This window comes from Mesorhizobium sp. WSM2240 (genome assembly GCF_040438645.1).
Classification (GTDB): domain Bacteria; phylum Pseudomonadota; class Alphaproteobacteria; order Rhizobiales; family Rhizobiaceae; genus Allomesorhizobium.
This window is the reverse complement of record NZ_CP159253.1, coordinates 1,457,252-1,483,562: the sequence shown is the minus strand read 5'-3', so window position 1 is coordinate 1,483,562 and position 26,311 is coordinate 1,457,252. Positions and strand designations below refer to the sequence as shown.

Annotated in this window: 23 protein-coding genes and 1 tRNA gene; 12 read left to right on the top strand and 12 right to left on the bottom strand. The window is 63.3% G+C overall.

Annotated elements, in window-relative coordinates; all coding sequences use genetic code 11:
• Nucleotides 1-31 precede the first annotated feature (31 nt).
• Nucleotides 32-2,704: a pyruvate, phosphate dikinase gene (gene ppdK / locus ABVK50_RS07080; protein WP_353642233.1), complete on the bottom strand. Its 2,673-nt coding sequence runs from the start codon at nt 2,702-2,704 to the stop codon at nt 32-34.
• A gap of 187 nt (nt 2,705-2,891) precedes the next feature.
• Between ppdK and ABVK50_RS07075 the strand changes: the two genes are divergently transcribed.
• Both ABVK50_RS07075 and ABVK50_RS07070 read left to right on the top strand, forming a co-directional pair.
• Nucleotides 2,892-3,236 (top strand): VOC family protein, encoded by a 345-nt coding sequence (locus ABVK50_RS07075; RefSeq protein ID WP_353642234.1) that lies wholly within the window; start codon nt 2,892-2,894, stop codon nt 3,234-3,236.
• A 147-nt stretch (nt 3,237-3,383) separates the two neighbouring features.
• Nucleotides 3,384-3,458: transfer RNA gene (locus ABVK50_RS07070), tRNA-Gln, on the top strand.
• Between the two features lie 58 nt (nt 3,459-3,516).
• On the opposite strand, the gene smc is transcribed toward ABVK50_RS07070, so the two are convergent.
• The 3 genes from smc to ABVK50_RS07055 all read right to left on the bottom strand — a co-directional run bounded on the left by smc (nt 3,517) and on the right by ABVK50_RS07055 (nt 8,413).
• Nucleotides 3,517-6,975, bottom strand: a complete 3,459-nt coding sequence (gene smc, locus ABVK50_RS07065) for a chromosome segregation protein SMC (RefSeq protein WP_353642235.1) — start codon at nt 6,973-6,975, stop codon at nt 3,517-3,519.
• 60 nt (nt 6,976-7,035) lie between these two features.
• On the bottom strand, nt 7,036-7,776 hold the full coding sequence (locus ABVK50_RS07060) for a DsbA family protein (RefSeq protein WP_353642236.1): 741 nt from the start codon (nt 7,774-7,776) through the stop codon (nt 7,036-7,038).
• 139 nt (nt 7,777-7,915) lie between these two features.
• Nucleotides 7,916-8,413 carry a DUF721 domain-containing protein gene (locus ABVK50_RS07055; protein ID WP_353642237.1) on the bottom strand — a complete coding sequence of 166 codons (498 nt, stop codon included), beginning with the start codon at nt 8,411-8,413 and terminating at the stop codon, nt 7,916-7,918.
• A gap of 67 nt (nt 8,414-8,480) precedes the next feature.
• Between ABVK50_RS07055 and mutY the strand changes: the two genes are divergently transcribed.
• Both mutY and ABVK50_RS07045 read left to right on the top strand, forming a co-directional pair.
• A complete protein-coding gene (gene mutY, locus ABVK50_RS07050) occupies nt 8,481-9,599 on the top strand; it encodes an A/G-specific adenine glycosylase (protein ID WP_353642238.1) in 1,119 nt (372 codons plus the stop codon).
• A complete protein-coding gene (locus tag ABVK50_RS07045) occupies nt 9,596-10,207 on the top strand; it encodes an HAD family phosphatase (protein ID WP_353642239.1) in 612 nt (203 codons plus the stop codon). The genes mutY and ABVK50_RS07045 overlap by 4 nt, the downstream gene beginning before the upstream one ends.
• Nucleotides 10,208-10,293: 86 nt before the next feature.
• On the opposite strand, the gene ABVK50_RS07040 is transcribed toward ABVK50_RS07045, so the two are convergent.
• Nucleotides 10,294-11,424: a site-specific DNA-methyltransferase gene (locus ABVK50_RS07040; RefSeq protein ID WP_353642240.1), complete on the bottom strand. Its 1,131-nt coding sequence runs from the start codon at nt 11,422-11,424 to the stop codon at nt 10,294-10,296.
• Nucleotides 11,425-11,584: 160 nt separating this feature from the next.
• Here ABVK50_RS07040 and ABVK50_RS07035 point away from each other — a divergent pair, with 160 nt between their 5' ends.
• On the top strand, nt 11,585-12,271 hold the full coding sequence (locus ABVK50_RS07035) for an HAD family hydrolase (RefSeq protein WP_353642241.1): 687 nt from the start codon (nt 11,585-11,587) through the stop codon (nt 12,269-12,271).
• 43 nt (nt 12,272-12,314) lie between these two features.
• Here ABVK50_RS07035 and ABVK50_RS07030 read toward each other — a convergent pair whose 3' ends face one another.
• Complete coding sequence (locus ABVK50_RS07030) at nt 12,315-12,881, bottom strand: hypothetical protein (RefSeq protein WP_353642242.1); 567 nt, start codon at nt 12,879-12,881, stop codon at nt 12,315-12,317.
• A gap of 140 nt (nt 12,882-13,021) precedes the next feature.
• Here ABVK50_RS07030 and thrC point away from each other — a divergent pair, with 140 nt between their 5' ends.
• From thrC to ABVK50_RS07010, 4 genes are read left to right on the top strand one after another with little or no spacing between them, the layout of a single operon-like run.
• On the top strand, nt 13,022-14,419 hold the full coding sequence (gene thrC, locus ABVK50_RS07025) for a threonine synthase (RefSeq protein WP_353642243.1): 1,398 nt from the start codon (nt 13,022-13,024) through the stop codon (nt 14,417-14,419).
• Nucleotides 14,420-14,430: 11 nt separating this feature from the next.
• The gene (locus ABVK50_RS07020) at nt 14,431-15,723 is read left to right on the top strand and encodes a pitrilysin family protein (protein ID WP_353642244.1); all 1,293 of its coding nucleotides are present in this window, start codon (nt 14,431-14,433) and stop codon (nt 15,721-15,723) included.
• Between the two features lie 16 nt (nt 15,724-15,739).
• Nucleotides 15,740-16,336 carry a GNAT family protein gene (locus tag ABVK50_RS07015; RefSeq protein WP_353642245.1) on the top strand — a complete coding sequence of 199 codons (597 nt, stop codon included), beginning with the start codon at nt 15,740-15,742 and terminating at the stop codon, nt 16,334-16,336.
• A 30-nt stretch (nt 16,337-16,366) separates the two neighbouring features.
• A complete protein-coding gene (locus ABVK50_RS07010) occupies nt 16,367-19,228 on the top strand; it encodes an EAL domain-containing protein (protein ID WP_353642246.1) in 2,862 nt (953 codons plus the stop codon).
• On the opposite strand, the gene ABVK50_RS07005 is transcribed toward ABVK50_RS07010, so the two are convergent.
• A complete protein-coding gene (locus ABVK50_RS07005) occupies nt 19,219-19,827 on the bottom strand; it encodes a YqgE/AlgH family protein (RefSeq protein ID WP_353642247.1) in 609 nt (202 codons plus the stop codon). The two genes, ABVK50_RS07010 and ABVK50_RS07005, sit on opposite strands and share 10 nt — an antisense overlap.
• A 148-nt stretch (nt 19,828-19,975) precedes the next feature.
• Between ABVK50_RS07005 and ABVK50_RS07000 the strand changes: the two genes are divergently transcribed.
• Complete coding sequence (locus ABVK50_RS07000; RefSeq protein ID WP_353642248.1) at nt 19,976-20,779, top strand: protein-disulfide reductase DsbD domain-containing protein; 804 nt, start codon at nt 19,976-19,978, stop codon at nt 20,777-20,779.
• 74 nt (nt 20,780-20,853) lie between these two features.
• The gene (locus tag ABVK50_RS06995) at nt 20,854-21,339 is read left to right on the top strand and encodes a peroxiredoxin (protein ID WP_353642249.1); all 486 of its coding nucleotides are present in this window, start codon (nt 20,854-20,856) and stop codon (nt 21,337-21,339) included.
• 187 nt (nt 21,340-21,526) lie between these two features.
• On the opposite strand, the gene rnhA is transcribed toward ABVK50_RS06995, so the two are convergent.
• The 5 genes from rnhA to ABVK50_RS06970 all read right to left on the bottom strand — a co-directional run bounded on the left by rnhA (nt 21,527) and on the right by ABVK50_RS06970 (nt 25,199).
• Nucleotides 21,527-22,036 (bottom strand): ribonuclease HI, encoded by a 510-nt coding sequence (gene rnhA, locus ABVK50_RS06990; RefSeq protein ID WP_353642250.1) that lies wholly within the window; start codon nt 22,034-22,036, stop codon nt 21,527-21,529.
• Nucleotides 22,033-22,995 carry a homoserine kinase gene (locus ABVK50_RS06985; RefSeq protein ID WP_353642251.1) on the bottom strand — a complete coding sequence of 321 codons (963 nt, stop codon included), beginning with the start codon at nt 22,993-22,995 and terminating at the stop codon, nt 22,033-22,035. Before ABVK50_RS06985 ends, rnhA begins: the two co-directional genes overlap by 4 nt.
• Complete coding sequence (gene ispH / locus ABVK50_RS06980) at nt 22,995-24,005, bottom strand: 4-hydroxy-3-methylbut-2-enyl diphosphate reductase (RefSeq protein WP_353642252.1); 1,011 nt, start codon at nt 24,003-24,005, stop codon at nt 22,995-22,997. Before ispH ends, ABVK50_RS06985 begins: the two co-directional genes overlap by 1 nt.
• Before the next feature lie 70 nt (nt 24,006-24,075).
• Nucleotides 24,076-24,816 carry an SURF1 family protein gene (locus ABVK50_RS06975; protein WP_353642253.1) on the bottom strand — a complete coding sequence of 247 codons (741 nt, stop codon included), beginning with the start codon at nt 24,814-24,816 and terminating at the stop codon, nt 24,076-24,078.
• Nucleotides 24,813-25,199, bottom strand: a complete 387-nt coding sequence (locus ABVK50_RS06970) for a DUF983 domain-containing protein (protein ID WP_353642254.1) — start codon at nt 25,197-25,199, stop codon at nt 24,813-24,815. Before ABVK50_RS06970 ends, ABVK50_RS06975 begins: the two co-directional genes overlap by 4 nt.
• Nucleotides 25,200-25,551: 352 nt before the next feature.
• On the opposite strand from ABVK50_RS06970, the gene ABVK50_RS06965 reads away from it, so the two are divergent.
• Entirely contained in the window at nt 25,552-26,232 is a 681-nt protein-coding gene (locus ABVK50_RS06965; protein WP_353645995.1) for a peroxiredoxin-like family protein, read from the top strand.
• The last annotated feature ends 79 nt before the right edge of the window (nt 26,233-26,311 follow it).

The window sequence follows — 26,311 nt, the reverse complement described above, 5'->3', positions numbered from 1 at the left end:
GGTTATACCCAAATTGCAAAACGGGTATAACTCACTGCCCCCACCCTTTCTTCACCGCCGCCTGCGCCGCGGCCAGCCTGGCGATCGGTACCCGGTAGGGCGAGCAGGAGATGTAGTCGAGGCCTACCTTTTCGCAGAAGTGGATCGAGGCGGGGTCGCCGCCATGCTCGCCGCAGATTCCGAGCTTGATCGCGGGCCGCGTCGCCCTGCCCTTCTCGACCGCAATGCGCACCAGTTCGCCGACACCGTCGATGTCGAGCGAGACGAACGGGTCCTGCTCGACGATTCCCTTCTGGCGATAGATCTCCAGGAAGGACGCCGCGTCGTCACGCGAAATGCCGAAGGTCGTCTGGGTCAGATCATTGGTGCCGAAGGAGAAGAACTCGGCGGATTCGGCGATGATATGGGCGCGGATCGCGGCGCGCGGCAGCTCGATCATGGTGCCCGTCAGATATTCCACAGTCACACCGGCCTCTTCCATGACGCTCTTCGCCACGGCGTCGATGCGCGCCTTGACGAAATCGAGTTCCGTTTTCAGCCCAATCAGCGGCACCATGATTTCGGGAACCACGGGGTTGCCCGTCTTCCTGCCGGCCTCGATGGCGGCCTCGAAAATCGCGCGGGCCTGCATCTCGGCGATTTCGGGATAGGAAACCGCCAGCCGGCAGCCGCGATGGCCGAGCATCGGATTGAACTCGTGCAAAGTCTCTGTGCGCTGGCGCAGCTTCTCGGCTGAAACCTTCATCACCGAGGCGACCTCGGCGATCTCCTCTTCCGTCTTGGGCAGGAATTCATGCAACGGCGGGTCGAGCAGACGGATCGTCACTGGCAGTCCAGCCATGATTTCGAACAGTTCGAGGAAGTCCGACCGCTGCATCGGCAGCAGTTTTGCAAGCGCCGTGCGGCGATCCTTCTCGGTGTCGGCCAGGATCATCTCGCGCATGGCAATGATGCGGTCGCCCTCGAAGAACATGTGCTCGGTGCGGCAGAGCCCGATGCCTTCCGCGCCGAAGGACCGCGCCATGCGCGCATCGGCCGGCGTCTCGGCGTTGGTACGCACCTTCATGCGCCGTGTCGAGTCGGCCCACTCCATGATCGCGGCGAAATCGCCCGAGAGTTCCGGCTGCAGCATGGCGACCGGCCCCTTCAGTACCTGGCCGTTGCCGCCGTCGATGGTGATGACATCGCCCTTGCGGAAGGTTTCGCCCATCACCATCAGCGTGCCGGCCCTGTAGTCGACGCGCAGCGAGCCGGCGCCCGACACACAGGGCTTGCCCATGCCGCGCGCCACCACCGCCGCGTGACTGGTCATGCCGCCGCGCGTGGTCAAAATGCCCTCGGCGGCGTGCATGCCGTGAATATCTTCCGGGCTGGTCTCGATCCGCACGAGGATGACCTTCCTGCCCAGCGCCTTGGCCTCCTCCGCATCGTGCGATGAGAACACGATCTCGCCGGTCGCGGCCCCGGGCGAAGCCGGCAGGCCGATAGCGACGACGTTTCGCTCCGCCTTCGGGTCGATGGTCGGATGCAGAAGCTGGTCGAGCGAAGCGGGATCGATGCGCGCGACAGCCTCCTCCTTGCCGATCAGCCCTTCCGCCGCCATGTCCACCGCCATGCGCAGCGCCGCCCTCGCGGTGCGCTTTCCCGAGCGAGTCTGCAGCATCCACAGCTTGCCGCGCTCGATGGTGAATTCGAGATCCTGCATGTCGCGATAGTGCTTTTCCAGCCGCTCCGAGATCTCGACGAAGGAAGCAAAGGCTTCGGGCATCAGCTTCTGCAGCGACGGCTTGTCCGATCCGCTGTCGATGCGAGCCTTTTCGGTGATGCTCTGCGGCGTACGGATGCCGGCCACGACATCTTCGCCCTGCGCATTCACCAGGAATTCACCATAAAGCATCTTCTCGCCGGTGGAGGGATTGCGGGTGAAGGCGACGCCCGTGGCCGAGGTCTCTCCCATATTGCCGAACACCATGGCCTGCACATTGACCGCGGTGCCCCAGCTTTCGGGAATGTCGTGCAGCCGGCGATAGGTGATCGCGCGATGGTTCATCCAGCTCGAGAACACCGCGCCGATCGCGCCCCAGAGTTGCTCGCGCGGATCCTGCGGGAAAGGCCTGCCTAGTTCCTCCTCGATCATCCTCTTGTAGTGGGCGATCACGCCCTGCCACTCGATCGCGGAAAGCTCGGTATCGAGCTCGTAGCCGAGCCGCGCCTTTTCCTCCTCTAGGATTTCCTCGAACACCTCGTGGTCGAGATCGAGCACGACATTGGAATACATCTGGATGAAGCGGCGATAGCTGTCATAGGCGAAGCGCGCATCGCTTGAATCGGTCGCCAGCGCTTCCACCGTCTCGTCGTTCAAACCAAGATTGAGCACCGTATCCATCATGCCCGGCATCGATGCGCGAGCGCCCGAGCGGACCGAGACGAGAAGCAGCTTTTCGGGATCGCCGAAACGACGGCTCGTCAAGGCGCCGATGTGATCGAGCGCCGCAAGGACATCGGCTTCAAGCGAGGGCGGATAGGTCCGGCCGTTGGCGTAGAACCAGTTGCAAGCCTCGGTAGTGATGGTGAAGCCGGGCGGCACCGGCAGGCCTAGGCTGCACATTTCCGCAAGGTTCGCGCCCTTGCCGCCAAGCAGGTTCTTGTCTCCGGCGCGCCCTTCGGCCGCCCCGTCTCCAAACGTGTAGACCCACTTGGTCATGCACTCTCCTCGTCAGTCCGGTGACTATTTGAAGGCATTGCGAGAGCGTTAAAATGCTGCGGTGCGAAAGGCAAGGCGTGAACACGGCAAGCCAAGTCTTACAATCGATTAAGCAATTGGCGCGGGCGGAGCGCTTGATTTCAGAACCGTCGCGCCCTAGAACATACCACGAACGCGAGGAATAGACATGAAACAGACCGGCAAGCTCGATTATCTCGAAATGACCGCCACCGGCGGCACCCTCGACAGCGTCAAGGCGTTCTACAGCGCCGCTTTTTCCTGGTCCTTCACCGATTACGGGCCGACCTATGCTGCCTTCGACGAGGGCCTCGACGGAGGCTTCCAGGCGGAAAGTACGGAGGCATCGGGCAAACCGCTGCCGGTGCTCTATTCGGAAAATTTGGAAGAGACGCTTGAGGCGGTCGAAAACGCCGGCGGCAAGATCGTCAAGCCGATCTTTTCCTTTCCAGGCGGACGCAGGTTTCACTTCACCGACCCGGCCGGCAACGAACTGGCGGTGTGGGGCGAGTGAATCGCGACTGTCGCGGCTGATTTAGCCGCACGCCCGCTCGCTCGACATAACTGCGACGGAATGCACAAAGGCAAATTTGCCCCGATTGTGCTTTTCAACGGGCTTGCATATAAGGCCGCACATGCTCGACTCGGGGCTCCCGGTCGTTGGGGCGTAGCCAAGTGGTAAGGCAGCGGTTTTTGGTACCGCCATTCGGAGGTTCGAACCCTCCCGCCCCAGCCAATCTTCTTCACCTAGTCTCGACCGCCAGCGATATCGGCGGAACAGGATACTGCTGATTTCAGCTCGCCTCGCGCAGCTGCTCCGCCGTCTGCAGATCTACCGACACAAGCTGGCTGACGCCCTGCTCGGCCATGGTCACGCCGAACAGCCGGTTCATCCGCGCCATGGTGATCGGGTTGTGGGTAATGATGACGAAGCGTGTCTCGGTGGTGCGCGCCATCTCGTCCATCAGATTGCAGAAGCGCTCGACATTGTGGTCGTCGAGTGGTGCATCGACCTCGTCGAGCACGCAGATCGGCGCGGGGTTGGTCAAAAACACCGCGAAGATCAGCGCCATGGCAGTCAGCGCCTGCTCGCCGCCCGAAAGCAGTGTCATTGTCTGCGGCTTCTTGCCGGGAGGACGGGCCAGGATTTCAAGCCCCGCCTCCAGCGGATCGTCGGATTCTATCAGCTGCAATTCCGCCGTGCCGCCGCCAAAGAGATGCGAAAACAGCCTCTGGAACTGGGCGTTGACCACGTCGAAGGCGGCCAGCAGCCGGTCGCGGCCCTCGCGGTTCAAGCTCTGGATCGCCTGCCTGAGCTTGCGGATCGCCTCGATGATGTCCTCGCGCTCCGACACGATCGCTTCCAGCCGGTCCGAAAGTTCCTTTTGCTCCTCCTCGGCGCGCAGATTGACGGCGCCCAGACGTTCGCGCTCGATCTTCAGCCGGTCGAGTTGCCGCTCGACCTCGGCCATATCAGGCAGAGGGCTGTCGGCTTCGAGGCCGGTATGACTGATCACCAGATGCGGCGGAGTGTTGAGCGCTTCCTGGATGCGCGCCTCGATTTCCTTGCGGCGATCGTCGGCGGCGGTCAGCCGCTCTTCGGCGCGGCCGCGCGCCTCGCGCGCCTCGGAGAGCGACTGGATCGCGGCGGTGGCGGCCTTGTCGAGCACGGCCTGGCGCGTCTCGGCCTCCTGCAGCCGGTCGCTCGCAGTCTGGCGCAGCGTCTCGGCCTGCGAAAGCTGCGTCAGCAAAGCGCGGCGGCGCTGGTCGATCTCGTCGGGCGCATCGGCAAGCTTATCCCGCTCTTCGCCAGCCTCGGCACGCCGCTCGGCGAGCGCGGCGATATGGCTTGCGGCGTTTTCGGCGCGCAGCGTCCAGCTCTTCCGATCGGCGGCGATCGCGTCGAGCCGGCGCAGGCGTTGTTCAGCCTCGCGCTTCAGCCCTTCATGGACCGCGCGGGCGTCGGCAAGCGCTGAGCGGTCGCGGCCGACATGACCGGACGCCTGGTCGAGCCGCCCCTGCAACTCTGAAAGATCGGGCGCTGAATTGAGCTGGGCCTCCGCTTCGCCGGATGCGTTCTCGGCCTCCGCATGGCTTTCTGCGATACGCATGCGCGCCTCGGCGAGTGCTGCGCGACGGCTCGACAGTTCGCCCGCCGCCTTCTCGGCCCGCGCCAGCGCATCGCGCGCCGCGCCCACCGCGTGCTGGGCGTCGCGCCAGGCCTGCCGCGACATACGCTCGGCCTCGGTCTTCTGGCGTACGGCGCTTTCGGCCCTCGCCAGTGTTTCCTCGGCGCCGCGCACCTTCAGCGTGGCCGCGACCGCTTCGGCATCGAGTTCGGCAAGGCGGTTCTTCTGGGCAAGGCGCTGCGCGGCGGCAGTTGGCGCGTCGGCACTCGCGGTAAGACCGTCCCAGCGCCAAAGCGCGCCTTCACGGCTGACGAGCCGCTGGCCCGGCGTCAGCAATCTTTGCAGCCTCGCGCCGTCAGCGTTGTCCACGATGCCGATCTGCGCCAACCGCCGCGCAAGCTGATGTGGTCCGCGCACGACCGTCGCAAGACTCCGCACGCCCTCCGGCAGGGCCGAGTCGTCGGCCGCCGGTTCAATATCCCCCCAGTGCACAGGCGCTGCGCGATCCAGCGCCGCATCGAGATCTTCGCCCAGCGCAGCACCCAGCGCGGTCTCAAAACCGCGTTGGACGCTAACCTGTTCGAGCACCGCCGGAAACAGATCGCCGCTGGCGGCATTCAGGATTTTTGCCAGCGTCCGCGCCTCGGTCTCGATCCGCGCCAGTTCGGCGCGGGCTTCCTGCAGCGGCGGGCGGGCAGCGTTTTCGGCGAGCCGCGCTTCCGCGACAGATTTTTCGGCGGCGGTTGCGATACCCTCAGCGCGATCGAGCGCCGCCTGCGCCTCGTCTGCGAGAACCTTCTTCTCGGCCGGGTCGGCCAGCCCGGCAATCTTGCCTTCTATCTCGCCCGTCTCGCGGTCGATCTCGGCAAGCTGGCGGGAAAAGCGGTCGCGGCGCTCCGCCGTCTCGCGCAAAGCCCGTTCGATCTGGTTGCGCGCGGCTGCCGCCTCTGCCCGTTCGGCGGTCAGCTTGGCCAGCGCGCCCTCGCTCAGCGCCAGCGTCGCGGCGGCTTCCTCGAAAGCCGCCCGTGTCTCGATCTCCCGTTCGTCCGCGCCTTCATTCTCGGCGTTCAGCCCCGCTTCTTCAGTGGAAAGCCGCGCCAGAATATCAGCGTTGTCGCGCACCATCTGCTCTTCGCGGGCGATGTCGGCGTCGAGTTGCTGCAGGCGGCGGTCGAGTTCGGCCTGGCGCGTGCGAACGCGGCCTGCCTCCTCCTCGATCTGCGCCTTGGTGATGGACAGGCGCTGGAAGACGGCGGCGGCGGCGGCTTCGGCCTCGCGCAGTTCGGGAAGATGATGCGCACCGACGGCCTGTTCCTTGGCGGCGTTCATCTGCGCGGCCGCGCGCTCGCCCACCAGCGATGTGGCCGCAGCAAGCGCGGAGCGCGCCTCCCCTTCCTGCGCCTTGGCCTGCGTCCAGCGCAGGTGGAAAAGTATCGCCTCGGCCTTGCGGATGTCAGCCGACAGGTTCTTGAAGCGCGAAGCCTGCCGTGCCTGCCGCTTCAGGCTGTCAATCTGGCTTTCGAGTTCACCGACGACATCATCCAGCCGTTCGAGGTTCTGCTCGGCTGCGCGTAGCCGTAGCTCCGCCTCATGACGCCTGGTGTGCAGGCCGGAAATGCCGGCCGCTTCCTCCAGCAGCGCGCGACGCGCCTGAGGCTTGGCCTGGATCAATTCGCCGATGCGGCCCTGCCCGACCATGGACGGCGAGCGAGCGCCGGTCGACTGATCGGCAAAGAGAAGCTGCACATCCTTGGCGCGCGCCTCCTTCCCGTTGATGCGATAGACGGACCCGGCCTCGCGCTCGATGCGGCGGGAAACCTGCAATTCGTCGGCATCGTTGAATGCGGCGGGCGCGGTGCGGTCGCTATTGTCGAGGAACAGGGTCACTTCGGCGGTATTGCGCGCGGGACGCGTGCCGGAACCCGAAAAGATCACATCGTCCATGCCGGACGCGCGCATGTTCTTGTACGAGCTTTCGCCCATCACCCAGCGCAGCGCCTCGACGAGATTGGACTTGCCGCAGCCATTCGGTCCAACCACGCCGGTCAGGCCGCGTTCGATAACGAACTCGCCGGGTTCGACGAAGGATTTGAAGCCGAGAAGGCGGAGCCGGGAAAATTTCATCGGCGCGGCCGGGCGCGCGCAGTCATGCCGGGGCCTTCGCGCCCCGGCGCTGCATGAAGATCAGAGCATGCCGTCGATGATCGCCGACATTTCCTCAATCGACATTGCCCCCTTGTAGGTGTTGCCGTTGATGAAGAAGGTCGGCGTCGAGTCGACCTTGAAATCAGCTTCGCCGCGGGCTCTCACCGCTCTCACATCCTCCAGAAGCTTCTGGTCCGTCAAGCAGGCCTCGAACGACTCCTGTGAAAAACCTGCAAGTTTGGAGATCTGCAGCAGCGCTTCCTTGGCGTTTTCAACGCCTGCCCAGGCTTCCTGCTGCTTGAACAGCACGTCGACCATTGCGAAGTAGTTGTCGTTGGAGCAGCGCGCCAGCATGAAGCCGGCCTCGGCGCGCGGATCGAACGGAAATTCGCGCAGGATCAGCCGCGCCTTGCCGGTGTCGATGTATTTCTCCTTCAGCGCAGGAAACGTCGTCTCGTGGAAATGCGCGCAGTGGCCACAGGTCATTGAGGCGTACTCGACGATGGTGACCGGCGCATCCTCCTTGCCAAGGCTCTTTTCCGGCAGCGCACCGGGCTGGAGCAGCTTGGCCATGTCGACCGTGCCCTGCGACGGGGGTGCGGCGACCGCCGGCTTGGCGGGAGCAGCCGTTTCCGCTGGCGCGGGAGCTGCAGGCTCGGCTGGCTTTGCCGCTTCCGCCACATTTTCTTCGCCGCTGTCGCTGCACCCGGCCAGTGCAAAAGCAGCCGAAAGCGCGACCAACGAAGAGAGGACGGTCCTGCGCGGAATGGAACGGATCATGCGAATCACCTGGCTGCTGTTGGGATGTTGCGATGCGAATGCACCAGAAAGCGAGACTTCGCGCGAAATAAGGCATAGCCGTCCCCAATCCAATCGGGAAAACTTGGCCTGCGATCACGATACCGCGAGTTGCAGGACGCTATTTCCTGGTTCCGACAATGGTGGCGCCGAGCCGTTCGAGCGAAGCGCGAAGCCCGGCATCTTCGATTTTTCCGACCATACCCGACAGTTTGGCCTTCTCGCCCGCCGTCAGCGGCCGAGGACGAGGCTTAGGGATACCGGCGTTCGACGACAGCGGCTTCTGTACTATGCGTATTCGGCCTATCGCGTTGAAACCCAGGAAAGCGTTGACTCGGCTGATGATTTCCCCAGTCTCGTGCTGGAGATGCAGGGCCGCCGCACCTTCGCAGGCGATGACGAGAACCGCCGGCTCGAAGGGATCGTCCTCATGCATGCGCCGCGGCCACTGGATCTTTTCAGGCCGCGTGTTTTGCGCCAGGCGCGGCCCGGCGATTTCTTCCCATGACTGGACGAGACCGATCGAAATGCCGGCCCGTTTGCGCAGCACCGGGTCGAGGATTTCCGAAGCGAGATCGCTGACCGGAACAGGATAGCCGTTCGGCCTTTTCCCTGCCATATGCGTTCTCCAGATGATGCGACCCGACAACAATAAGCCAGCTATCCGATCAATGACACCAGCAGGCATGACCCGCAAGAGCGATCAGCAGGCCAAGGAAGGCGACATCTCAGTCCGCCTGCTCGGCTGGTACGACGCCCATCACCGCGAACTGCCGTGGCGGGTGGCGCCGCGTGATCTTGCCGCGGGCCGGCGGGCGGATCCCTACCGCGTCTGGCTCTCGGAAATCATGCTGCAGCAGACGACCGTCGAGGCCGTAAAGCCGTATTTCCGCGCTTTTCTGGAAAAATGGCCGGACGTAAAGGCGCTTGCGGCCGCCGAAACGGAAGACATCATGAGGGCCTGGGCCGGGCTAGGCTACTACTCGCGCGCCCGCAATCTGAAGGCCTGCGCCGACATCATTGCGGGGCTTCCGGGCGGGTTTCCCGGAACGGAGGACGAATTGCGCAAGCTGCCCGGTATCGGCGCCTATACGGCGGCGGCCATCGCGGCTATCGCCTTCAACCGCCCGGCGGCGGTCGTCGATGGCAATGTCGAACGCGTCATGGCGCGGCTCTTCGAAATCCGCACGCCACTTCCCGAGGCCAAGGTCGAAATCCGGGCAGCCGTCGAAGGGCTGGTTCCTTCTGGCCGACCGGGCGATTTCGCGCAGGCGATGATGGATCTCGGCGCCACGATCTGCACGCCCCGGCGGCCGCGCTGCATGCTTTGTCCTGTTCGTGAGGATTGCCGCGCGATACTTTTCGGCGATCCCGAATTGCTGCCGGTCCGCGCGGAAAGGGCCGAAAAGCCGCGGCGGCGCGGCGCTGCCTTCGTCGCGATCCGCGAGGATGGCGCAATCCTTTTGCGCACACGTCCGGACAAGGGACTGCTCGGCGGCATGAGCGAAGTCCCGACAACCGGCTGGACGGCGCGTCTGGACGGCGACACCAGCACAAAATCCGCACCGTTCGCCGCCGACTGGCAGCACACCGGCAGCATCGCCCACGTCTTCACCCATTTTGCGCTGGAGTTAGAAATCTACCGCGCCAGCGCCGGCGACAAGGCCGCTCCGGCCGGCCATCGCTGGTCGCCGGCCGCCGGAATTTCCGGCGAGGCCTTGCCGACCGTCATGAAAAAGGTAATCGAGGCTGCGATACCCGGCGCGACAAAGGCGCGACGTGACAATCCAGCGAGGCATGCATGAGCGAAATCCGGCATATCGTCTTCGACATCGGCAAGGTCCTTATCCATTACGATCCCGACCTGCCGTTCAGCCGGCTCATTCCGGACCAGGAAGAGCGCCGCTGGTTTTTCGAGAATGTCTGCACAGCCGCCTGGAATATCGAGCAGGATCGCGGCCGTACCTGGGAGGAGGCCGAGGAGCTGCTGCTCAAGGCACATCCCGACCACGCCGAGAACATCCGCAATTTTCGCCGCTGCTGGCACGAAATGGTGCCGCACTCCTATGACGACAGCGTCGAGTTGATGGAGGGGTTGATCGATGCCGGCCACGACGTCACGCTGCTGACCAACTGGGCGGCGGACACGTTTTCGGAGGCGCGCGGGCGCTTTCCGTTCCTGGAACGTCCGCGCGGCGTCACGGTCTCCGGCGAGATCGGCATGATCAAGCCGGATCGCGGCATCTACGACCACCATGTCAAGACATTCGGTCTCGATCCGGCAGCCTCGCTGTTCATCGACGACAGCCAGAAGAACGTCGACGGCGCCAAGGCGGCGGGCTGGCAGGCGGTGCTGTTCCAGAATGCCAAAACGCTCGAGGAGGACCTCGAGCGTTTCGGGATCAGCCGGTGACTGGAGCCCGGCCCATCGGTAAACTGGTATAAATCTAAGCGTTGCTGAGATTCAGGTCAGGCTGGTCTCACCTGAATACCAACACCCTAGCCCGCGCGTTCCATGCCGAGGCGGGCAATGCGGCGCAGTTCGTCGATCTGGGTCAGGCCGCCATTGCGCTCGTAATGCCAGAAGGTCCAGCCATTGCAGGCATCGAGCCCCTGCAATTCGGCTCCCACCCGATGTATAGAGCCTGCCGTTGAGCCGGCGGCAAGCGTGCCGTCCGGCCGAACTTTTGCGGCGAAACGCTTTCTCGCGTCGTAGAGCACGGTGCCCGGTTTCATGATGCCGGCGTCAATCAGGCTGACGAATGCGACACGCGGTTCGGCCCGCTTGCCGGAGAGCACCGTCAAATCGGCGTCCTCCATCGGTTCCACGGCGGCAATACGTTCATTGGCGGCGTCGATATAATCCTGCTCGCGCTCGATGCCGACGAAATGGCGGCCGAGGCGCTTGGCCACCGCGCCGGTTGTGCCGGAGCCGAAGAAGGGATCGAGCACCACGTCGCCAGGCTTGGTCGAGGCCAACATCACGCGGGCCAGCAGGGCTTCAGGCTTCTGAGTCGGATGCAGCTTGTCGCCATTGTCGTTCTTCAGCCTTTCGGCCCCGGTGCAGATCGGAAACAGCCAGTCCGAGCGCATCTGCACGTCATCATTGGCCGCCTTCATCGCATCGTAGTTGAAGGTGTAGCTTTTGGCGTTCTGGTCGCGCGACGCCCAGATCAGCGTCTCATGTGCATTCTGGAAACGCCGACCTCGAAAATTGGGCATCGGGTTGGTCTTGCGCCAGACGATGTCGTTCAGGATCCAGAAGCCGAGATCCTGCAGCGTGGAGCCGACGCGGAAGATGTTGTGGTAGGAGCCGATCACCCAGATCGAACCGGTTGGCTTCAGGACGCGGCGCGCCGCGAGCAGCCAGGCGCGGGTGAAGGCGTCGTAGGCGGCGAAGCTGTCGAACTGGTCCCAGTCATTGTCGACGGCGTCGACCTTCGACTGGTCGGGACGGTGGAGGTCGCCATTGAGTTGCAGATTGTAGGGCGGGTCGGCAAACACCAGGTCCACCGACTTTTCGGGAAGCCGGTCCATCGCCGCGACGCAGTCGCCCTTCATGATTGTGTCGAGCCAGTTGGCCTTTTGCGGGTGGGGGCGAAGTTCGGCGAGAGAACGCACGGCTGACATTAAGATACCCGGAATACGCGTTACTGTTTACACCCCGTTATGGTTACCGTTTCGCGTAAATATTTAATGAAGCGGGTCCGGAATTTGCCGTGGCGGCGACGATGGTGTATGCCGCGCCGCGACTGCCCTCGGCGTTGTTCCCCAAATTTTCCGGATTGCCATGACCCATCCTGATCTCGTCATTTTCGATTGCGACGGCGTTCTCGTCGATTCGGAAGTCATCGCCGCACGCGTCGAAGCCGAGCTTCTGACCGAAGCCGGCTATGAGATTTCGGGCGAGGAACTGTCGGAGGTCTATGCCGGGCTGACCTTCAAGGATATCATGCTGCGCATCGAGGAGCAGTCGCAGATTCCGTTCCAGGCATCGCTGATCGGCCGCGCGGAGGAACTGGTCGACCGCCGCCTCGCCGCGGAAGTCCGCATCATCGAAGGCGCGCGCGAGGCAATCGCGGCGGTTTCGGGCAAGCGCTGCATCTGTTCCAATTCAAAGCCCGAGCGGCTCGATATCATGCTCACGAAGACGCTGCTTAAGCCGCTCTTCAACGGAAGCGTCTTCTCCTCATGCGGCAAGGAGGTAATGAAGCCGAAGCCCGCGCCCGACGTCTTCCTGCATGCCGCGGCCTCGATGGACGCCGATCCGGCGAACACCTTTGTCATCGAGGATTCAATACACGGGATAGCCGGCGCAAAAGCCGCCGGCATGCGCGTCATCGGCTTTACCGGCGCGGCGCATACCTACCCGGGTCACGCCGACGTGCTGACCGAAGCGGGCGCAGAGACTGTCATCCGCCGCTGGGCGGATTTCCGCAGCGTGCTCCTGGCGCTGTCGGAATGGTCGGACGCGTAACCTGCATCAGATGCCGGCCAGCGAAGGAATGTCGGACGGTCGCTTACTGCTGCTTCTTCGGCGGGCCCTCGTCATAGCCGGCAAAAACCTCCACATCGCGCCCCGAGGGGGATGGGAAGCTGACGTTAGTGTCGTTGAAGACGAACTGCGTAGCGGAAGAGGCATCGCCGACCGGGACCTGGTATTTGTGCAGCTGCGAGTAAAGCACCTCGTCGCCGCGGACGACCGCGACGCGGATCGGCATGATGACATTGCCCGGCGCGCCGGCCGGCCCTGGAACCACCTTGCCGGCAACCGCCACGTTCATGGTCATCGTTCCGCCGGCATTGCGGCAGGTGCGGGTAACGTCGGTGATGGAGGCCTGGTACAGCACCTTGGTCGGATCGTCCTGGCCGCCCTTGGCGTAAGTGTTGAAATAGGCGGTGCCTTCGCGCAGCGTCACCGGCGGGCAATAGGCGCGCAGTTCGCTTTCGAGCACTTTCGTTTCGCCCGCGGCGTTGCTGTCTCCCCCAACGTTCAGCACGGTGCCGCTGTCGCCCGATTGGCAACCCGCGGCGGCAAGGATAAAGCCGGTAAGCGCGAACCCCTTGATAAAACGACAATTGTTCAATCGAAACTCCATATGTCGCACCGCCCTCTCAAAACGCAGGCCGTCTATAGCAACCGCGCGGCGAAAATGCGACTGACGGGCGCGGATTTTCACAGCCTTGCCGCCCGGCGATCGGCGGTCACCACAATGGAAGGATGACGATGCGCTATGTCAGCACCCGCGGGGAAGCGCCCGCACTCGGCTTTTCGGACACCGTGCTTGCCGGGCTGGCGCGCGACGGCGGGCTCTATATTCCCGATCGCTGGCCTGAGTTCAGCCTGGCCGAGATCCGCGCCATGCGTGGTCTTGCCTATCCCGACCTGGCGATCCGGCTGCTCACCCCGTTCCTGGGCGGCGAAATCCCGGAGGCAGTGTTCGCGAAAATCGTTCGCGAGGCCTACGCCACGTTCCGCCACGATGCCGTCTGTCCGCTGGTCCAGACCGGCGCGAACCATTTCGTGCTGGAGCTTTTCCACGGGCCGACGCTGGCGTTCAAGGATGTCGCGATGCAGCTTTTGGCGCGGCTGATGGATCATGTGCTGGCTGAGCGCGGTCAGCGCGCCACGATCGGCGCCGCCACCTCCGGCGACACCGGCGGCGCTGCGATTGACGCATTTGCCGGGCGCGACCGCACCGATATGTTCGTGCTCTTCCCGCATAGGCGGGTCTCGCCCGTGCAGCAGCGGCAGATGACGACGTCGAAGGCCCCGAATGTCCATGCGCTCGCCATCGAAGGCAATTTCGACGATTGCCAAGGCCTGGTAAAAGACATGTTCAACGACCACGGCTTCCGGGATCGCGTTTCGCTGTCGGCCGTCAACTCGATCAACTGGGCCCGCATCATGGCCCAGATCGTCTATTATTTCTCCTCCGCGCTGTCGCTCGGGGTGCCGGAACGGCCGGTCTCCTTCACCGTCCCGACAGGAAATTTCGGCGACATCTTCGCCGGCTATGCCGCAAAGCGCATGGGCCTACCCATCGAGCGGCTAGTGATCGCCACCAACGACAACGACATCCTCGCCCGCACGCTCGAAACCGGCGAATACCGGATGAGCGGCATCGTCCCGACGACATCACCGTCGATGGATATCCAGGTCTCGTCGAATTTCGAGCGGCTCCTGTTCGAAGCCGCGAACCGCGATCCGGTCTCGGTCCGGCGCTACATGGACAGCCTGAAGCAGTCGGGCGCCTTCACGATCGGCGAAACGGCGCTCGCCGCTATCCGCGCCGAATTCGACGCCGGCCGCGCCTCGATGGACGAGGCCGCCGCGACGATCAGGGCAACGCTCGCCGGCAGCGGCTACCTGCTCGATCCACACACCGCGACCGCCATGCATGTCGCCAATTTGCATGCGGCGGGCGATGTGCCTATGATCATCCTGGGGACCGCGCATCCGGCAAAGTTTCCGTCCGCCGTCGAGGAAGCCTGTGGTGTCACGCCCGCGCTGCCTGAATGGCTCTCGGGGCTGATGGAGCGCGAGGAAAAGTACACGGTGTTGCCATCCGACCTGAAAGTGGTGGAAGATCATATTGGCCGTCTCACGCGGGCGGCGCGTTAGGGAGTATCTATATGGGTGTTGAGGTAAGCCGTCTGTCGAACGGCCTGACAGTCGCCACCGAAACCCTTCCAAGCATCGAATCCGTCGCATTGGGCGTGTGGGTCAAATCCGGGGCCCGCAACGAACGCGATGACGAACATGGAATGGCCCACCTCCTCGAACACATGGCGTTCAAGGGGACGAGCACGAGAAGCGCCTTCCAAATCGCTTCGCAAATCGAGAATGTCGGCGGCGAGATCAACGCCGCCACCAGCGTGGAGACGACGTCCTTCTACGCCCGAGTGCTCGCCGACGACGCGCCTCTCGCCATCGATCTTCTCGCCGATATCCTTCAGGATTCCGAATTCGACCCGGAAGAGCTCGAGCGCGAGCAGCATGTGATCCTGCAGGAGATCGGCGCCGCCCACGACACGCCTGACGATGTGGTCTTCGACCGATTCACCGAAACGGCCTACCGCCACCAGACCATCGGCCGCTCCATTCTCGGTACTCCCGAAACCGTCAAATCCTTCACCTCCGCCCAGCTTCATGCCTTCATGGAGCGGCAATACGGCGCCGATGACATGGTCGTCGTGGCGGCCGGCGACATAAAGCACGACGTGTTCGTGCGCGAAGTCGAGAAGCGGCTAGGCACCTTCCGGTCGAAATCGGAGAGCGTGCTGCCGCAATATGCGCAATATGTCGGCGGGGATTTCCGCGAGCAGCGCGACCTGATGGACGCGCAGATCATTCTCGGATTCGAGGGCCGCGCCTACCATGTGCGCGATTTCTACGCCTCGCAGGTATTGTCCATGATCCTCGGCGGCGGCATGTCTTCGCGGCTGTTCCAGGAGATCAGGGAAAAGCGCGGCCTCTGCTATTCGGTCTATGCCTTCCATTGGGGATTTTCCGATACGGGCATTTTCGGCATCCATGCAGCCACCGGCCAGAGCGACATAGCCGAACTGGTTCCCGTGATCATTTCGGAACTGCAGAAGTCCGGCGACGAGATCCTGCAGGAGGAACTCGACCGGGCCCGCGCCCAATACCGCGCCGGCCTGATCATGTCGGCCGAGAGCCCCGCCAGCCGCGCCTCGCAAATCGCCCGCCAGATGCTGCTTTTCGGCCGGCCGATCGGCAAGGACGAACTCATGGAGCGGCTTTCGGCGCTCACGGTGGAGCGGCTGAGGGATTTGTCGTCGCGGCTGTTTTCGACCAAACCTACCGTCACCGCGGTTGGGCCGGTCGGCACGCTGGCGCCGTATGAGGCAATCCGCGACGCGCTTACCGGAAGCGATCCCGGTATCCGCAAACTCGCGGTCTGAATTTTCCGCGCAAGCAATGTTTTCGTTTCCCTTTTTCCGCCGCGAATATCCGGCGCTGAAAGGCGAGCGTGTCATGCTCCGAATGCCGGTCGCGGCAGATTACCGCGAGTGGGCCGCCTTGCGCGCGGCAAGCCGGCGCTTCCTCGAGCCGTGGGAGCCTCGCTGGCCGGCCGACGAACTCGAGCGCGGCGCATGGCGGCAGCGGCTCGCGCGCTACCGGGCGGATTTCGCGCAGGGATCGGCGGTCGCCTTCTTAATTTTCGAGACCGGCTCGGGCAAGCTCGTCGGCGGCATCACGCTCGCCAATATCCGCCACGGCGTCTCGCAATCCGGCCAGATAGGCTACTGGATCGGCGAGCAGTTCGCCGGCCAAGGCTACATGGTTGAAGCGCTCGGGCTGGTGTCTCGCTTCGCCTTCGATACGATGAGGTTGCACCGGATCGAAGCGGCCTGTATCCCCGACAACAAGCGCTCGATACGCGTGCTTGAAAAAGCCGGATTCCAGCGTGAAGGACTTTTGCGATCCTATCTCAGGATCAACGGCATCTGGCAGGACCACTACCTCTACGCCCTGATCGCGGACGATCAGCTCGGCGGACGAACAAAGGGCTGATTGTTGGCGAATTTTTTCAGGAGCGGCGCGTTGCTGGTCTTTGCCGTTGCGGCATTGGCGGTGCTGTTCGCCCTTTCTCCCGCCCTGGCGATCGAGCCTATCAAGATCGCGCGCGACGACATCGCGCTCGATCTGTCGGGCGCGGTCGAGATCTACCGGAATCAGGGCGAGAATTTTCAGGTTTCGACTGCGCCCGGCCCCGACGGCATCGTGCGGCGCATCGAGGTCGAGGCCAACGACGAACGCTCGACCGGCGACTGGGCGGTGTTCGCGCTCGCCAACACCACCGACCAGCAACTCGACAGGCTGATCGTCGCGCCACATTTCCGGTTGGTCAATTCGGGTGTGTTCTGGCCCGATCTCGGCTCGAGCCGCATTGCCGCCATAACGCCCAGCGAGGGCTTCGCGCTCGACCGGCAGGCGAGCCCCGACGCCGACGTGTTCCAGATCACGCTCGATCCTGGCGCGGTGGTGACGTTTATCGCCGAACTCGCCTCGCCAAAGCTGCCGCAGGTCTATCTTTGGGAGCCTGAAGCCTACAAGGACACGGTCAATTCCTACACGCTGTTTCGCGGCATCGTCATCGGCATTGCCGGGCTTCTGGCGCTGTTCCTGACGATCCTATTCGTGGTCAAGGGAACCTCCCTGTTTCCGGCGACGGCGGCGCTGTCATGGGCAGTGCTCGCCTATATCAGCGTCGATTTTGGCTTTCTGAACAAGGTCATCGAGATTTCGCCGGGGAACGAGCAGATTTGGCGCGCCGGCGCCGAGATCGGCCTGGCCGCGACCTTCGTGGTGTTCCTGTTCGCCTATCTCAACCTCAACCGCTGGCATGGCCATTTCAGCTATGGCGCGTTCGTCTGGATCTTCGGTCTGTTCCTGATGGCCGGCGTGGCCATCATCGACCCCGCCGTGGCGGCGGGCATCGCACGGCTGTCTTTCGCCGCGACCGCGCTGACAGGGCTCGGACTCATCGTCTTCCTCGGCATTCAGAGTTACGACCGCGCTATCATGCTGGTGCCGAGTTGGGTCATGGTGCTGACCTGGCTCACGGCCTCCTGGATGACGGTCACCGGCATGCTCGACAACGACATCATCCAGCCGGCGCTGGGCGGCGGGCTCATCCTGATCATCCTGCTCATCGGCTTCACCGTTATCCAGCATGCCTTTGCCGGCGGCGCGCTGCACCAGGGCCTGTTCAGCGACCTTGAGCGGCAGGCGCTTGCCGTCTCCGGCTCGGGCGACATCGTCTGGGACTGGGACGTGCTGCGCGACCGTGTGGTGACGAGGCCCGACGTCAGCATTCAGCTAGGCCTGACCCCGAACAGTCTCGGCGGACCGGCCCGCAACTGGCTGCCGGTCCTGCACGCCGATGACCGCGACAGTTTCCGCACAACGCTCGATGTCGTTCTGGAGCATCGGCGCGGACGCGTGGCGCAGAATTTCCGGTTGCGCGGCGCCGACGGCCACTATCACTGGTTTTCGCTGCGCGCCCGCCCTGTCGTCGGGTCCGACGGCGAGGTCATCCGCTGCGTCGGCACATTGGTCGACGTGACGGAGCAGAAAAAGTCCGAAGAACGCCTGCTGCACGACGCGGTCCACGACAATCTGACTGGCCTGCCCAACCGCGAGCTTTTCATGAACCGGCTGGAGGCGGTAATCTCGATCGCCAAGACGGAAGAGAAGGTCCGACCAACCGTATTCGTGATCGACATCGACCGTTTCAAGCAGGTCAATGAAGGCCTTGGTATTTCGGCCGGCGACACCATACTCCTGACGATAGCGCGTCGCCTGCACCGGCTCCTGAAGCCCATGGATTCGCTGTCGCGCTTCGCCGGAGACCAGTTCGCGCTGATGCTCCTATCGGAGCAGGACCCGGCCCGCATCGCGGCAGTCGCCGACAGTATCAAGCAGGCGATCCGCACCCCGATCAACTTCGCCAAGCGCGAGATCGTCCTCACCGCCTCGGTCGGCCTCATCACGTGGACGTCGGCGCAGGCCTCGGCCGAGGACATGGTCAAGGATGCCGAACTGGCGATGCATCAGGCCAAACGCTTCGGCGGCGACAGGATCGAGCCGTTCCGCCCCGCTTTCCGCTCCGTCGGCACCGACCGCCTTCAGCTCGAATCCGACCTGCACCGGGCGGTCGAGCGCCGCGAATTCACCCTAGCATACCAGCCGATCGTCCGCCTCGAGGACAGGTCTGTCGCGGGTTTCGAGGCGCTTCTGCGCTGGGAGCATCCGCGCCGCGGTTCGATCCCGCCCTCCGATTTCATTCCCGTTGCGGAAAGCTGCGGCCTGATCGTGCAACTCGGCCTGTTCGCCATGCAGCGCGCGGCCGACGATCTGGCCGGATGGCAAAAGCAGATTGGAGACGCGCCGCTCTCCGTATCGGTCAATCTTTCCAGCCGGCAGCTCATCCGCCGCGACCTGGTCAGCGACGTGCGCTCGGTGATCGCGCGCGCGAATCTGAAGGCGCGCTGCTTCCGGCTCGAACTGACCGAATCGCTGATAATGGACAATCCGGAGCAGAGCGCGCATGTCCTGTCGAAGCTGAAGAAGCTCGGCATCGGGCTGTCGCTCGACGATTTCGGCACCGGCTATTCGTCGCTCGCTTATCTTACGCGTTTCCCCTTCGACACCATCAAGATCGACAAGAGCTTCGTCGACGACGCATCGCCCAAGAGGACCGTCCTGCTCAGGTCGATGATCAGCATGGGGCATGAACTCGGCATGTCAGTGGTGGCCGAGGGCGTCGCCGACGAGAGCGACGCGCTGGAACTGCGCCAGATGGGCTGCGAATATGTCCAGAGCTATATGTTCGGCGCGCCGGTACCGGCCGATGCGGTGCTCAAGATGCTGAAGGAGCAGTATCCGCTCGCTCAGGCGTGACCGGCGGTCACGCTGAGGTGGGCGAGGTCGACGCCGATTGAAGCCAGGATGCGGTCGTATTTCCGATCCATGTCGCTGTCGAACAGGAACTCGGGAATGGCCGGGCAGGTCAGCCAGCCATTGTCGGCGATCTCCCGCTCAAGCTGCCCCGCGCCCCAGCCGGAATAGCCGAGCGCCATCAGCGCGCGGCGCGGGCCGCGTCCCAGAGAAATGGCTCGCAGAATGTCGACGGTCGCCGTCAGGCAGATGTCGCCCGAAACCGGCAGCGAGGAATCCACCTTGTAGTCGCCCGTATGCAGCACGAAACCGCGGCTGCGATCGACCGGGCCGCCATTGCGGATAACGAAGTCGCGCGCCGGGGGCGGAAGGCGGATCGCCTCCTGCTCGTCCAGTATGCCGAGCTGCACCAGAAGATCGGGAAACAGCATCTGCTGCGCCTGGTTGATGATCAGGCCCATGGCCCCTTCGTCACTGTGCGCGCAGACATAGATCACCGAGCGCGTGAACCGGTCGTCCTTCATGCCCGGCATGGCAATCAGGAACTGGTCGTCGAGAAACCCGCGCTTTGCCGCGGTTTTTTTGTGCCGCAGTAAGTCCATAGCCGCAAACCTAACGCTTTTCCGGCCCGGTTGAAAGATAGGTCCGGGCGCAAATGCCGCCGGATTGGGCTGCTTTGTCACAAAAAAATGACTCGTGGCCGCAAGGTTGCCGATTGCCAAGGCGAGGTGGAGCGCTCAAATCGTCCGCATGAGAAACATCGCCATAGCCTTCCTTGCGCTTCTGTTGGGAGCAAATCCGCCCTCGGCGCTGGCCTCGTCATCCGACTGGTTCGAGACGCAGGGCGGGCGCCTCCGTCTGGTCACGGCGGGAAAGCCCGACGAGGCCGGGCGTTTGAAAGGCATGCTGGAGATCGATCTCCTGCCCGGCTGGAAGACATACTGGCGCGATCCAGGCGATGCCGGCGTCCCGCCGCAGATCGACGTTTCAGCCAATGAGAACATCGCATCGGCCGAGTTCGCCTTCCCCGCACCCGAGCGCCACAATGACGGCAGCTTCAAATGGGCCGGCTACGACGAGCCAGTCGCCCTGCCGATCATTTTCACGCTGAAATCGCCCGCAAACGCAGCGCTCATCGAGGCCGATGTGTTTCTCGGGGTCTGCGAAACCATCTGCATTCCAGCCCAGACCAGACTGTCGCTCGACCCGGCAAGCGACCCGGACAATCCGGAGGAGGTGGCCGCAGTCGCGGCGGCATTCGCCGCCCTGCCCGCACCGGCCAAGCCGGAATTCGGCGTAAGCGCCACCCGCGAGGAAGGCTCGAAGCTCATTGTTGAGGCCGAATTCCCCGGCAATCCGGCGGCGGCGGAGTTTTTTCTTGCCGCTGCCGAGGGCTATGCGTTCGGCACGCCGGAGCGGGTAGAAACGGATGGAAAGACACTGTTTTCGGTCGAGATTCTCGCCCGCCCGGACAAGGTTCCCGCAGGCGACGGGCTGCACTACACGCTTGTCACCGACGCCGGCGCGGTCGGCGGGCTCATACCCTTCATGTGATCGCCGGCACGTTGCCGTCGACGCGATAGTCGGGTACTGCTCCGGCCTCCATATTCATGACCAGGAAAATAGCAATGACCATCCCGATCGGTGAAAAGCTGCCGCAGGTAACCTTCAAGACCATGACCGCCGACGGCGCGAAGAACATCACCACCGACGAGATCTTCGCCGGTAAGAAGGTAGTGCTTTTCGGTGTTCCCGGCGCTTTCACGCCGACCTGCAGCAACGATCACCTGCCCGGATATCTTGAAAACCACGGCGCAATCCTGGCCCGCGGCGTCGACACGATCGCGGTCGTCTCGGTCAACGACCATCACGTGATGGGCGCCTGGGCTCGCTTCAGCGGCGGCGAAGGCAAGCTGCTCTTTCTGGCCGACGGCAATGGCGATTTCGCGCGCGCGACTGGTCTTGAGGCCGATATGAGGGCCGGCGGCCTAGGCATGCGCGCAACGCGTTTTTCGATGATCGTCGACGACGGCAGGGTCACCGCGCTGAATATCGAAAGCAAGCGCGGACAGGCCATAGATACTGGTGCGGCGCGGATCCTGGAGCAGCTTTAGCCGAATCCGGAGGTGTGGATAGAATCGGTCCCGCAGCCGGAAATACGCAGCCAAATCGTTCAATAAATAGAACAGCTTGGCGCATGGCCGGCGCTGTTGAGCGCCGGAATTTGTTCACAAATCCTTCCGTGCGCCAATACAAAGCCAGTTCCGGGTAAAATGGATTCGGAAAACCGGCTTTCCCCTGCTATCGCCGGGTTGGCTTAGCGACCCTTCGAGGAGCGACGACAGCCGGCCCGGCGAGCGAATTTTTCTTCTTTGGCTTGAACGGCGCCATGCCCATGCGGGCGAGTTCGTCGGCGCGTTCGTTTTCCGGGTGGCCGGCATGGCCGCGCACCCAGTGCCAGGTGACCTTGTGGCGCTTGCGCGCCTCGTCGAGCGCCTGCCACAGCTCGGCGTTCTTCACCGGCTGTTTGGCTGCCGTCCTCCAGCCATTGCGTTTCCAGCCGTCGATCCAGCCCGAGATGCCGTCCTTGACGTAATTGCTGTCGGTGTAGAGGTCGACTGCGCAGGGCTCCTTCAGCGCGCCCAGCGCCGAGATCGCCGCCATCAGTTCCATGCGGTTGTTGGTCGTGTTGGCCTCGCCGCCCGACAGTTCCTTGGTGACGCCGTTGAAGCGCAGGATCGCGCCCCAGCCTCCCGGACCGGGATTGCCCGAGCAGGCGCCATCGGTGAAGATTTCCACGCTCTTTGTCATCTCAATCCGTATTCCGAAGGCGATTTGATCTGCCGGTGAAAACGCAGCCGGCGGATATATTCCATGGGGTCGCGCTTCTGCACCAGCGCGCCGTCGGGGATGGTGAGCCAGTCATAGAGCCTGGTCAGCATGAAGCGCAGCGCCGAACCGCGCGCCAGGATCGGCAAGGCCTCCTTCTCGGCCGAGGTCAGCGGCCGCACCGACTGGTAGCCGGCGAGAAGCGCGGTTCCCTTGGTCAGGTTGAACGAAAAATCCTTCTCGAAGCACCAGGCATTGAGGCAGGTCGCGACGTCGTAGGCGTAGAAATCGTTGCAGGCGAAATAGAAGTCGATCAGGCCGGACAGTTTTTCGCCGAGGAAGAACACATTGTCGGGAAAGAGGTCGGCATGGATTATGCCGGCCGGCAGGTCTTTCGGCCACTTTTCGCCGAGTTCGGCGAAATCCGCATCCACTTCCGCGGCGAGGCCAAGCTCGACCTCGTCGGCGCGGGCATGCGAGCCGTCCCACAATTTGCGCCAGCCGTCGATCTGCAGCGCGTTGGGGCGTGACAGCGGAAAATCCGCGCCCGCGAGATGCAGTCCCGCAAGCGCCTTGCCGACCTCGCGGCAATGGGCGGCGGTCGGGCGGCGCATCCACATGCCTTCGAGGAAGGTGATCAGCGCCGCCGTGCGGCCGGCGAGCGTGCCGGTGACGCTGCCGTCGCGCCGGTGCACCGGCAGCGGGCAAGATATGCCCTTGCGGGCCAGATGCTCCATCAGTCCGAGGAAGAACGGCAGATCCGATTTGTCGACGCGCTTTTCATAGAGCGTCAGGATATAGGCGCCGCTCGTCGTGTGGAGCAGGAAGTTGGAGTTTTCCGAACCTTCGGCGATGCCTTTGTAGGACAGGAGCTGGCCCACGGAATAACTGCCGAGAAAGGTTTCAAGCTCGCTTTCGGAAACATCGGTATAGACCGCCATCACGCGGTCCCGTTGACGAAAGCCATGTCGGCCGCGGTCAGTTCGACGTCACGCAGGGCGCTCATGACCGGGAAATTCTCCGTTTCAGTCGCCGTCACAGCCAGCTCGACTGAAACGTCGAAGCGGGCGCGGAAGGCGTCGATGATTTCGTCGACGATGATCTCCGGCGCGGATGCCCCCGCCGACAGGCCCAGCGTCGATATTTCACCGATCTCCTCCCACGGAATTTCGGAGGCACGCTGCACGAGAAGCGACATTTTCGCGCCGGCGCGTTCCGCCACCTCGACGAGCCGCCGGGAATTCGAGGAGTTCGGCGCGCCGACAATCAGGAAGAGATCGGCGCCGGGCGCGGTTTCCTTCACCGCCTCCTGACGATTTGTGGTGGCGTAGCAGATCGATTCGGCCGACGGCGCCATCATCTGCGGAAAACGCTCCTGCAGCGCCCTGACAATGCCCGCAGTGTCCTCGACCGACAGCGTCGTCTGCGTGACGAAACCCAGGGCCGAAGGGTCCTGCGGAACGAAGCTCTGCACGTCGGCGTCGGTCTCGATCAGCGTCACCGAGCCTTCCGGCAACTGGCCCATAGTGCCGATCACTTCCGGGTGGCCGGCGTGGCCGATCAGGAGAACATGGCGGCCGAGGCGCTGGTGGCGCATGGCCTGCTTGTGCACTTTCGAGACCAGCGGGCAGGTCGCGTCGAGATAGAAGAGCTGCCGCGCCTGGGCGTCCGCCGGCACCGATTTCGGCACGCCATGGGCGGAAAACACCACCGGGCATTGCCGATGCTCCGGCGGAATCTCGTCAAGTTCCTCGATGAAGACCGCGCCGAGATTCTGCAGGCCTTCGACGACATAGCGATTGTGCACGATCTCGTGCCGCACATAGACCGGCGCGCCGTATTTCTTCAGCGCCAGCACCACGATCTGGATGGCGCGGTCGACGCCGGCGCAAAATCCGCGCGGCTGGCAGAGCCTGATTGTCAGCGGCGATTTGACGGATGTCTTCAGCATAGGCGTTCCGGTGCGTGCGATGGTGCCGAAATGATGTCTGCGCCCCTCCCCTGTCAAGGGCGGCGCTGTGTCACCCCGCCTTTCGACGTCCCCAAAGCCAAACGCCGACCACGCCGGCGAGCGCGAGCGCCAAGCCGAACCAGGTGACCGCATATTGCAGGTGGCTGTTGGGCAGGCGGACGATGGTGACGCCGCCGACCGGCAGGCCGCCCAGATTGGGCGCAGCGTTCGCATCGACAAAGAAGGGGAGCACCTCGGCGTCGGCCGGCAGGTTCGCGCTTTTCGCCATCGCTGCCAGATCCTTCCAGTGGAATACCCCGGCGGCGGGGTCGTTGTCAGGCACGAGAGACGACGGTTTTTGCGACGGCGCGCTGCGCGCCAGGCCTTGCACGGCCGTTTGGCCTTGAATCTGGCCCTCCGCCCGCGTGGAAGCGTCCTTGCGGTCATAAGGAACGAAGCCGCGATTGACGAAGACGAAGCGGCGATCGGCCATTTGGAGCGGCGTATAAACATACCAGCCGGACCGGCCGCCATGGGTGGCCAGGAAGAAACTTTCCCCGGAATGGACGAACTGCCCCCAAATTTCCACCGGCCAATAGTCGACATCGCCGCCCTCACGGGCAAGCCGTTCGATTTCATCGAGGGGTTTCGGCTCGGAAGCGATGCGCTGGTCGATGTCGGCGATCAGCGCCTCTTTCCACTGAAGCCGCTGCACCTGCCAGATGCCAAGCGATACGAGCGTGGCGAAGCCGAAGACAGCAACCGCTAGCAGCAGAACTACCGACACGCGTGAAACGACCCGCTGCGTCACTCCCTGCCCTCCAGCCGCCCCTCAGCGGCCTTGTTGCTGTATTGCAGCGTGATCAGGATGCCCTTGGCGATGCGGAGAGCGGCGAGGCTGAGCACGATCGTCAGCGGAATCCAGAGTATGAAGTGCAGCCAGAGCGGCGGGTTGACCGAAACTTCCATCCACAGCGCCAGCCCGACGACGAGGAAGCCTATGATCAGGATGACGAAGACGGCCGGCCCGTCGCCGGCGTCGGCGAAAGAATAGTCGAGCCCGCAATTGCTGCAGCGCGGCGCAACCGTCAGGAAACCGGAGAACAGCAGGCCTTCGCCGCAGCGCGGGCAGCGGCCCTTCATGCCGGCCGCGATCGGCTCGACGGGGGGCCAGATCGCCTTATCGTCATTCATTGTCTAATCTCGATCGGCGTGCCGTTGGGAACCATTTCCCATATCTCTGCCATCTCTTCGTTCGTTACGGCAATATAGCCATTTGTCCAGTCGAACATCTGGATCAGCCATGCCCACTAGTCATAGCCGCACGGGATGAGACGACCCACTGTTTACCGCAGCGCTCGATACGGCCCGCGAAACGGGCGACGACCCGCAGATGCTTTTTCGTGTTATAATGGGCTTGCAACGCGCGTAATCTCGACCTCGGCAATAGCAGAGGCCGAAAACTTTGCGCCCGCCCAGCACGGGCTCAACCCCAAAGCATGTCGTGCTGCTTTTTCTTGACTGATCCGGGGCGAAGAGGTTGTCCATGTCCACGAGTAGTATCGACCGCCCGCTGCAGCCCGGCGACCGGGCACCGAATATTGTGCTCGACGCGATCTCACGCGAAGGCAAGATCGCGCTCGACGATTTTCGAGGACGTAGCCCGTTACTGGTCGGTTTGTTTCGAGGCCTGCACTGTCCATTCTGCCGGCGCCATGTCGCGGCGATGGCGCAGCTCAAGCCGGCCCTGAAGGAGAAAGGCGTAGAATGCCTCGCAGTTGTCAAGACGCCGGTCGAACGTGCGCGGCTCTACTTTCGTTACCATCCGCTACCCGATCTTCTTAGCGCATCCGACCCGGAGGGCGCTTCACACCGCGCCTTCGGGTTACCCATCGTCGAGTTCACGGAGAATGAAACCGAATGGCCGCACAAGCTCGGAATGGACGCGGTCATGACAATGCGGATCGATCTGCCGGGGGAGTTGCCCGAGCCGATGAACCCGGCTGCGGCGGGCGACTTTCTTGAGAAAAAGGACGGGTACGAAATTACGGAGGCCGACCAACAGATTATGATCGCCGGTCACATGCCACTCATCGGCGAGTTCTTGCTCGATCGGGAAGGCGTTGTGCGCTGGAGCTTCACGGAAGCTGAAAAGGAAGGCGAAAATGTATGCCGGGCTCCAAATCCCAAAGAATTGATGTCGGCAGCTTCCCAAGTTGCACATTAATGAGGCTGCTGAAAACTCGTTCGACGCCCACCGTCCTGTGGTGATTCTGTTAAATTTGACCAGATCGAGATGCTCAGGC